Below are 8,208 nucleotides of genomic sequence, written 5' to 3'. Positions count from 1 at the left end.
GCCGACACCCTGGACGAAGGAGTCGCCGACGAAGCACACCCGTATGTCGCCAGTCACCTCTGGACCGCCCCCTGTCGAACCCTCGCGCCTCACCCGGACGGTACCCGAGCCCCGGAAGAACACCGGAACCCATGTTCGGCGCCCGCCACCACCGGCGTCGCCGGACGGCGCTGTCACCCGGATGCCCGGCTCGGCCGAACGGGTGGTGACCCGTACAACGCACCCGCACCCGCACCCCGGTCTCCGGGCCGGAACCTGCTGTCGGCGTACCGGCCCCGCCGGCCGGTGCGGTTGCGGCCCCCAGGAGGAGCACCGAGGGTGGACGCCGGTGGTCCCATCCGTCCGGACCCGGTCCGCCGGGTCCGCGTCCCGGGCCACGCCGAGTGTGCCGAGGGAAGTGATCGACATGCGACGTACTCCCGTGACAGCCGCAGCGTTCGTCCTGACCGCCGTCGCCACAGCGACCGCTGCGACCACTGTGCCCGCCACGGCCGCCTCCGCCCCGAAGGCGCCCCGGGCGACGGTCGTCGTCAACTGCTTCGGCGCGCCGAAAGTGCGGCCGACGGAGATCATCCTGGCCTGCGCCGACGCCAACGACCTGCTGAGCAGCCTGCGTTGGACCAGCTGGGGCGGCACCACCGCCACCGGCGGCGGCGTCCGTGAACTCAACGACTGCGTCCCCACCTGTGTGGCCGGCCATTTCCACAGTTACCCGATCCGGATCACCCTCTCCGGCGCGCAACTCTGGGCGGGCCACCCCGGCGTGCGCCGCTTCACCGCCCTGACCTTCCGCTACACCGGGGCCCGGCCCCGGGGTGAGCCGGTCCAGGTCACCGGCGACATTCCCTGACGGCGGCCCGCCCGCTCCGCCCCAGCACCGGCTCCCTGAAGCTGAGCCTCACCCACGGGGTGGGCGGCAGGTTCCGGATGGCCGCCGGGTACGTCCACAGCAGCAAGGACCGTCAGTATGCAGGTGATGGGGTGGGATGCCACTGCTTTCGTTGTCAGGGCAGGAATTCCCAGAAAGGACCGTCAGGCGCACGGTTGCGGGAGCACAACGTCACGTCCTGGCCGCTGAGATAATCCAGCAACCACTCACCGAACGTCATCTCATGGAGAGTCCAGGACGGACTGTCGAACTCCTGGATAACGACGCGCCAGGGCGAAGAGGGCTTCTCGGGAACGCGAAGAAAGACCGCTTCACCCGTCGTGGCCGACGCCACCGGCAGCAACTCACCGGGGTTCGCCCCCGCCGGACTGGGGAGGAACTCTGCTATGTCCTCCTCGCGCCAGAGTTCGAGGTCCCCCCTGATCTCTCGTCCGAGATCGTGCAGAAGATGACCGGCGGGGTGCTTCAGGTACAATTGCGCGTTGATCTCAATTGAACCGTAGGCGTCCACGATCTCGCGGAAGTCCGCCGGGAATGTGACACCGAGTTCCCGCTCCAGTTCGATCCATGGAGCCGGATCCGACCAGTTGAACCGGGGTTCGCCCAACAGGGCTTGGATCTGTGCAAGCGTTGTCATCAGTAAGGCCCCTCTTCTGACGCGTTCGGCCGGTCAGCCACAGTCCACACTCCCACCCCGGGCGAGCCCGCAGCCCAGCCGGGGACGGAGAACGCGCACACGGTTCCGGCAGTCGTTGGCGACTGCGGAATCATTGCAGCCCGGGCTGTACGTGTGTAGGCGCTTGAGCCCTGGCTGATCCGCGGGCGGGCCACCTCGCCGGACGGGCTTACTTGCGGCGTCACTGCCCGGGGGTGACGTCACTTGCCTGGGGCCGTCGCTCGGGAACGGGAATGCCCGCCTTGAGCGCCTCCATCACGTCGACGGCCGGTTGCAGCGCGAACCCTGTAGCGTCGCGGATGACTCGGACTGCCCGCATTCGCTCGTCAGTGTGGATGAACTGGAGCGCTTCTGCTCTGGCTTCGGCAGGCAGCCACAAGCGCCGCCCCTTCTCAGCATCGCCGGGGGGTGGTATGCGCACGCGAGCGCGGATGGCCAAGACCGGAGTTGTGACCGCCAGCAGGGCATTCAGCGAATCGCAGATCACCACAGTGGCGGATGGCGCGCCAAGTAGGGTCGGCAACTTCCCAAGGATCCCGCCCAGTCCCAAGAACAAAGGGAGCCACGCCCAGTAAAAGCGTCTGTCTCGATCCGGGTTCGCTCCCCCACGGATCTTTACCCGCTCAAACCAGCGAGCACCAACGCTCAGTAGGATCAGCAGGCATCCTGTCGCCACGATGAACCAGTTCGCAGTCCGATGCATCGCGTCCCCTCGTCTTCTGACGTACGACTCCTCGACCCTCACCGCCAGCACCGGGAGTTTACCCTCCACCGACTGGTGGAGTGAGCGCCGGAACCATATCTCTCGGGGATCCCAGCTCCGGTGAAGTTGCCTCTTGCTTATCAGCAAAGTCTTTCAGCGTGGCCACTCCAGGATGAGCACGGCTTGAATCCTTGATGTGAGCCGGCTTGGGCTGCAGCGGGCTCGGTGCAAGACCCGCCAGGTCCTGAGTCGGGCGAAGGCACGCACGCGGGCGGTCCTGCATCTGCCAACACGTGACCAGCGACCGTGATCGACTCGTTGCGGAACCCTGGACGGGCCGAACGGCGGTAGGGGTGCGGGCGGCGGGTCGGTCAGGTCGGGGAAGCACCGAGGAATCTTAGGACGGCGAGGACGCGCCGGTGGTCGGCGTCGGCTGCGGGCAGGTCGAGTTTGGCGAGGATGTTGTTGATGTGCTTGGCCACTGCGCTGTCGCTGACAATCAGGGCCTCAGCGATCGCGGTGTTGGAGCGCCCCTCGGCCATCAGGGCGAGTACCTCCCGTTCGCGTGGCGTCAGCCGATCGAGCGGGTCACTGCGGCGGCGCACGAGAAGCTGGGCGACCACCTGTGGATCCAGTGCCGTGCCCCCGGCTGCAACCCGCCGAACGGAAGCCACGAACTCCTCCACGTCGGCGACGCGTTGCTTGAGCAGGTAGCCGACGCCGCTGGTGTTGGCCGTCAGCAGGTCGGCCGCATACCGCTCCTCGACGTACTGCGAGAGCAGTACCACTGCGGTCTGCGGCCATTGCTTACGGATCACCAGCGCGGCGCGCACGCCTTCGTCGGTGAAGCCGGGTGGCATGCGGACATCGACCAGGGCCAGCCCGGGTCGGTGTTCCTCGACGGCCGCAAGCAGGGCTTCGGCGTCGCCGACTTCGGCGGCGATCTCGAAGCCGGCCATTTCCAGGACCTTGACGAGTCCGACGCGCAGCAGCAGTGAGTCCTCGGCGATCACGGCTCGCACGGCAGCTCCACGGCGATGGTGGTCGGGCCCCCGACCGGGCTGCTGATGTGGAAGGTGCCGTCGACGGAACCGACCCGTTTGGCCAGCCCGCTCAGTCCGCTGCCGGTGGAGGTGTCGGCGCCGCCGATCCCGTCGTCGGTGATGTTCACGCGCAGCATTCTCCCGATCTGTCTGACAGTGACGTCCATGCGGGTTGCGCGGGCGTGCTTGGTGACGTTGGTGAGCGCCTCGGAGACCACGAAGTAGGCGATCGACTCCACGGTGGGCGCCGCTCGCTCCTCGAGGTCGACTCGCAGCCGTACCGGGATCGGTACCCGGGCGGCCAGCCCGGACAGCGCCGCGTCCAGCCCGCGGTCTTCGAGGACGGCCGGGTGCAGGCCGCGCACCAGGTCGTTGAGTTCGGCGATGGCTTCCTTCGCCTCGCGGTGCGCCTCGTCGATCACGGCGCGGGCCTCGTCCGGCAGGTTGGTGAGGGTGGCCTTGGCCAGGCCCAGGTTGACCGCGAGGGAGACGAGGCGCTGCTGGGTGCCGTCGTGCAGGTCGCGTTCGATGCGGCGGCGTTCGGTGTCGACGGCGTCGATCAGGTCGGTGCGGCTCTCGGACAGGTGCTCGACACGCTGCTGAAGCTGCTGGGAGCGGCTGGTCCCGAGCAGCGCGAGCGCGATCCGGGTCTCGGCGCGGGTCACCGGCCCGGTCAGCCAGGGTGCGGCGCACAGCAGCAGCACGCCGGCCGCGGTGTAGTACACCGCTTGGGTCGCGTAGTCGACATGGTCCAGGCGAACCTGGACCGGCAACATCCAGGCCCACCCGTTGACGGTGACGCCGGCAAGGCCCGCGACCCACGCAGCGAACACCCCCAGCTCCACCACAGCCAGGAGCGGACCGACAAGCAGGTGGTATCCGGCCTGCCGCCAGGTCCGGGCCCCGGACAACCACCGCAGAGCGCGCCTCAACCACCCCTGCTCGCGCACGGCCGGCAGCCGGAGGATCTCCACTCCGAGCAGCACCCGGTAACGGCGTCGCTGCACAGCGGTGAGCGCAAGCACACCGAGCAGGATCAGCACAAAGGGGAGCGGGAGCCACGGCCACGCCCTGTACTTCAGGACGCTCGCCATCCAGCTCCACAACGGCACCAGCGCAAGGTGAAGCGGAATCCCGGCTGCCAAGAAACCGGTGTCCCGCCGGACCCGAACAACTCTGCGCCGCAGCGCCGGGGGAATGGTCATGGATCGACGGTAAAGCGCCAGGTGAGGGCCATGCCATGCCCCGTGCATCCGGATCGATGGTGAAGCTGGCACCACCCTGGGAACGGCACCCGGCATTACTGACTGTGATCGCTGTGCGGCTCAGGCTGAAGGACGTGCAGGAAATCATCGAACTGTTCCCGGAGCCGGACGCCGAGCGCGGCACACGCAGGCCGCACGGCCCGCGCACGGGATCGCTCCCCAGCCCGCAGCGCCGTCGTCCGGACCGCCTTCCAGGCCGACGGCGGGGTCTTGTCCTGGCCGGCTGCGGGGTGGCGCTGCTGCCGTGCCTCGTCGTGTTGGCCACCAGCCTGCCGACCACCTTCCGTGCCTCGCACTGGTCCGCCGCCTGGGTGGGTCTGGACGCGCTGGAGGCGGTCGGCCTGATCACCACAGGTCTGCTGGCCACCCGCGGGGATCGGCGACTGGCACCGGCCGCCGCCGCGACGGCTGCCCTGCTCGCCGTCGACGCCTGGTTCGACACGATGACCGCGGCCGGCGGGAGCGAACTGCGCGCGGCGCTGGTCATGGCCTTGTTCGCAGAACTTCCACTCGCAGCGGTATGCGTCCGCCTGGCGGTTCGAGCGCTGCCCCGCACCCCATGAAACCCGCCACGCCGACCCGGGCTGCAACCACGGATACCACGGAACTGGAGAACACCATGGGCTCTGCTGTCCTGACCGCACCGCGCCTGCGCTGGGCCTGTGCCCTCGGTGCAGCTGCCGTCGCAGGCGCCTGGTGGTTCGGCGACAAGGCGCCGTACCCCTACGCCCAACGCAGCCTGCTGGACCTGCCGTTGCCGTTCCTCACATCCGCCCGGCTCGACGCGGTGCTCACCCCCAGCCCGGGCGAGCGGATCCTCGAAGTGGGGCCCGGCACCGGACTGCAGTCGCTGCACATCGCACCGCAACTCGGGCCTAACGGGCAGCTCGACATCCTCGACGTCCAACCCGAGATGCTCCGCCATGTGATGCACCGCGCGGGGCAGCGCGCGGTACCCAACATCGTTCCCACCCATGCGGATGCCCGCGAGCTGCCCTTCGACGACGACACCTTCGACGCCATGTATCTGGTGACCGCACTGGGCGAGATCCCGGAGCCACAACGGGTGCTCGATGAGGCAGTACGGGTGCTCACCCCCGCAGGACGGCTGGTCGTGGGCGAGTTCTTCGACCGGCACTGGATCCCCTTCGGCCCTCTGCACCGTCTCGCCGACGCGGCCGGCCTGCATCTGAGCACCAGGAGCGGCTCGACCTTCGCCTATCTGGCACGGTTTCAACCCTGCGCCCGATCGCAGCGCCCAGTTCGAGGACCTGAGAGCTGATCGGCAGTCCGGCCCAGGTGTTCCGCCTCGGCGGAATCATCCCGTGCCCGGCAGCGGCAGCCGATGCGAACCTACAGCCGGTACAGCACCGCGATGGCCTTAACGGCCAACCAGTCGGCTGGGCAGCCTCGGTCCGGGCGGGACTCGCAGTGATGCGCCGGTGCCCCGCTAGCCGAGCTTCCGCAGCACCTCGGCGATGGTGGCCCGGTACGTGCGCAACGCCCGGAGCCCGGCGGCGTAGCGGTCACGGTGCCTGGAGATGTCAATGGCCTGTTTCTGCGCCCGGACAGCATGCCAGAGCTCGGCCGTATGGTGGCGACGCTTGCAGATGACGTCCGCGGCGGCGGTGGCCCGCTCCCGCGGCGTATGCCGGGTGTTGCCGTCACTGCCCCGTTGCCAGGCGGTGTCCGTGTACACCGCCGCGGGGTCGGGGTAGCGCGTGAATCCTTGTTCTGCCACACAGCGGGACCACACATCCCACGCCGCGCGGAGGCGTGGGTCGCGCTGGACGGCCTCGTCGACCTCGATCGCGCGGGTACTCGCGTAGAGCCAGTCCCGCTTGACGTCGATGCCGCGCATCAGCCGCCGGCCCGACTCCGCGTTGCAGGCGGGGAAGTCCGCATACTCAGCGTTGGTCATCCGGCGGCCCTTCGGCCGCAGAGCCCGGGACTTCGCCGGGTCCCAGCCGTACCCCCAGCGGCGGGCAGCGGCGAGATCCAAGGCACCGTAGTCGGTGCCGACCGCGGTGGCGACGATGGGATCGGTGGGGTAGCGGGGGTCGAGCGGGAAATCCGGGTGGCCGTGCTCCGCCATGCACCGCCGGACCAGCAACGCCGATGCCTGCCGCGATCGCAGGTAGTCCTGCGGCGTTAGTTGGTAGCGGTCGGCCGGGAGCGGGCCAAGGTCCGACGCTGTACGGATGACCTCCGGCTGTCCTGGACCGGAGACACAGAGCGCCGCCAGCACCACCACGACACCCAGGCGCCACCCCCGCATTGTCATGTCCAGGGATGCTAGCGAACACCGTGCAATGGCCGATCACGACCCCAGCGACTCATCCACGCCCGGTCACGTCCGCTGGAGTGGTGTATGAGTCTGGATGTCCGCTCTGCCGCGTCCTGCCATCAGGTTGGGTGGGGGGTTGACCGCAGGCACGAGACATCGAGGCCCGTACGTTGCCAGTCAGAAGTCATGGTCCAGTGAGTCTCTGGGGTGCGCAGCCACTCAGGTCCGGGAGCGGAGCCGACGAGCAAGGCGTGCAGGAGCCCCGTCATCCCGCATTCGAACCGGAAGGTGGTGGCCGGCCCGCGTGCCCACATCACGACCGGCCACTTGTCCGCGTCGTCGCCCTCGGTAAGCCACCAGAACATGTCCCCCTGCTCGTTCTCTCCCCAGGTCAGCAGGCCTCCCGGCTCTGGATACACCGGATACAGCGTGCCTCCCCAGTGATCGGCATCCGTGCCCTCGAACATGGGGGCCATCTCGGCGACATGCCAGTCGACGAAGCCCTTGAATCCCGTCGAAGTCGTGCGGATCCGCGACGCGGAGGTCGGCGCGTAGATGAACATCCTGAGGCCGTCCGCCGCTCCGATGTGGCCCCCGCCGTACAAATCCACGAATGCCTGGTAGTCCTGGGGGAAGTCAAAGCCCACATGCTGACGCGACCGTTCCCACGGAAGCCCGGCCACCGGTGTGGGCGGCGGTGGCAGCAAGCGCACGAGCTGATCAAGGTAGTCCGCCATGTCCCACTCCAAGAGGCCGAGAGTCGCGCGTGCATCTTATGAGGCATCCGCAGAGGGCGACGGTCAATGAGCTTGGGAAGACTCTTCACCGCTTACGGCCTGGGCTCGGATTCGCTGACCTACCGCTTCTCCCCGCTCTGCGGCACACCGGCAACACCCTGGCCGCTGCCACCGGGGCCGGTCTCAAGGAGATGATGGCTCGCATGGGCCTCCTCCGGGCATCCATCAGCACGCCACGTCCGAGCGGGACCGCAAGATCGCCGAGGGGATCGACGCGGCCGTGGTCGAGATCAGGGGCCAGGGAAACAGAGTCCCGGCGACGGCGCTTCTGGCCCGGATCTGGCACGCGACGCCTGAATTGGTACGGACAGCAGAAAGGCCCGGGCTGGGGATTCATTCCCTGGCCTGGGCCTTTTTCTGTGGAGCGGGTGACGAGAATCGAACTCGCGCTCTGAGCTTGGGAAGCTCATGTTCTACCATTAAACTACACCCGCCTGAGCCGCCGTCAGTCGGCGGTTCGTTGCTCCGTCACTGTACCCCATCGCCGGTGGTGGTTGCACGGTTGCCGGGCGGTTGTCGGGGGTTGGTGTGGACCGGTGTTCGGGGGG

At 68.4% G+C, this 8,208-nt stretch carries 9 protein-coding genes and 1 tRNA gene; 3 read left to right on the top strand and 7 right to left on the bottom strand.

The features are described from left to right. Window positions 1-406: 406 nt before the first annotated feature. Window positions 407-850 (top strand): hypothetical protein, encoded by a 444-nt coding sequence (locus AOK09_RS34175; protein WP_055591100.1) that lies wholly within the window; start codon window positions 407-409, stop codon window positions 848-850. Between the two features lie 154 nt (window positions 851-1,004). Here AOK09_RS34175 and AOK09_RS34170 read toward each other — a convergent pair whose 3' ends face one another. From AOK09_RS34170 to AOK09_RS34155, 4 genes are all read right to left on the bottom strand, one after another. Continuing rightward, a complete protein-coding gene (locus AOK09_RS34170) occupies window positions 1,005-1,526 on the bottom strand; it encodes an SMI1/KNR4 family protein (protein ID WP_245687606.1) in 522 nt (173 codons plus the stop codon). Between the two features lie 220 nt (window positions 1,527-1,746). Next, window positions 1,747-2,415 (bottom strand): hypothetical protein, encoded by a 669-nt coding sequence (locus tag AOK09_RS34165; RefSeq protein ID WP_157876150.1) that lies wholly within the window; start codon window positions 2,413-2,415, stop codon window positions 1,747-1,749. A gap of 224 nt (window positions 2,416-2,639) precedes the next feature. After that, window positions 2,640-3,290, bottom strand: a complete 651-nt coding sequence (locus tag AOK09_RS34160; protein WP_055591097.1) for a response regulator — start codon at window positions 3,288-3,290, stop codon at window positions 2,640-2,642. Then, window positions 3,278-4,516 carry a sensor histidine kinase gene (locus tag AOK09_RS34155; protein ID WP_055591096.1) on the bottom strand — a complete coding sequence of 413 codons (1,239 nt, stop codon included), beginning with the start codon at window positions 4,514-4,516 and terminating at the stop codon, window positions 3,278-3,280. Before AOK09_RS34155 ends, AOK09_RS34160 begins: the two co-directional genes overlap by 13 nt. A 56-nt stretch (window positions 4,517-4,572) precedes the next feature. Between AOK09_RS34155 and AOK09_RS42810 the strand changes: the two genes are divergently transcribed. Together AOK09_RS42810 and AOK09_RS34145 are read left to right on the top strand one after the other, a co-directional pair. Beyond that, a complete protein-coding gene (locus AOK09_RS42810; protein WP_245687605.1) occupies window positions 4,573-5,139 on the top strand; it encodes a hypothetical protein in 567 nt (188 codons plus the stop codon). Between the two features lie 56 nt (window positions 5,140-5,195). Further along, entirely contained in the window at window positions 5,196-5,858 is a 663-nt protein-coding gene (locus tag AOK09_RS34145; RefSeq protein ID WP_055591095.1) for a class I SAM-dependent methyltransferase, read from the top strand. A 168-nt stretch (window positions 5,859-6,026) separates the two neighbouring features. Here the strand turns inward: AOK09_RS34145 and AOK09_RS34140 are convergent, their stop codons facing one another. From AOK09_RS34140 to AOK09_RS34130, 3 genes are all read right to left on the bottom strand, one after another. Next, on the bottom strand, window positions 6,027-6,860 hold the full coding sequence (locus AOK09_RS34140) for a hypothetical protein (RefSeq protein WP_245687604.1): 834 nt from the start codon (window positions 6,858-6,860) through the stop codon (window positions 6,027-6,029). Window positions 6,861-6,982: 122 nt separating this feature from the next. Next, complete coding sequence (locus AOK09_RS34135) at window positions 6,983-7,600, bottom strand: SMI1/KNR4 family protein (protein WP_055591094.1); 618 nt, start codon at window positions 7,598-7,600, stop codon at window positions 6,983-6,985. Between the two features lie 420 nt (window positions 7,601-8,020). Then, a tRNA-Gly gene (locus tag AOK09_RS34130) sits at window positions 8,021-8,094 on the bottom strand. Window positions 8,095-8,208 lie beyond the last annotated feature (114 nt).

Source organism: Peterkaempfera griseoplana (assembly GCF_001418575.1).
GTDB lineage: Bacteria > Actinomycetota > Actinomycetes > Streptomycetales > Streptomycetaceae > Peterkaempfera > Peterkaempfera griseoplana.
This window is presented reverse-complemented; position numbering and strand designations above follow the sequence as displayed.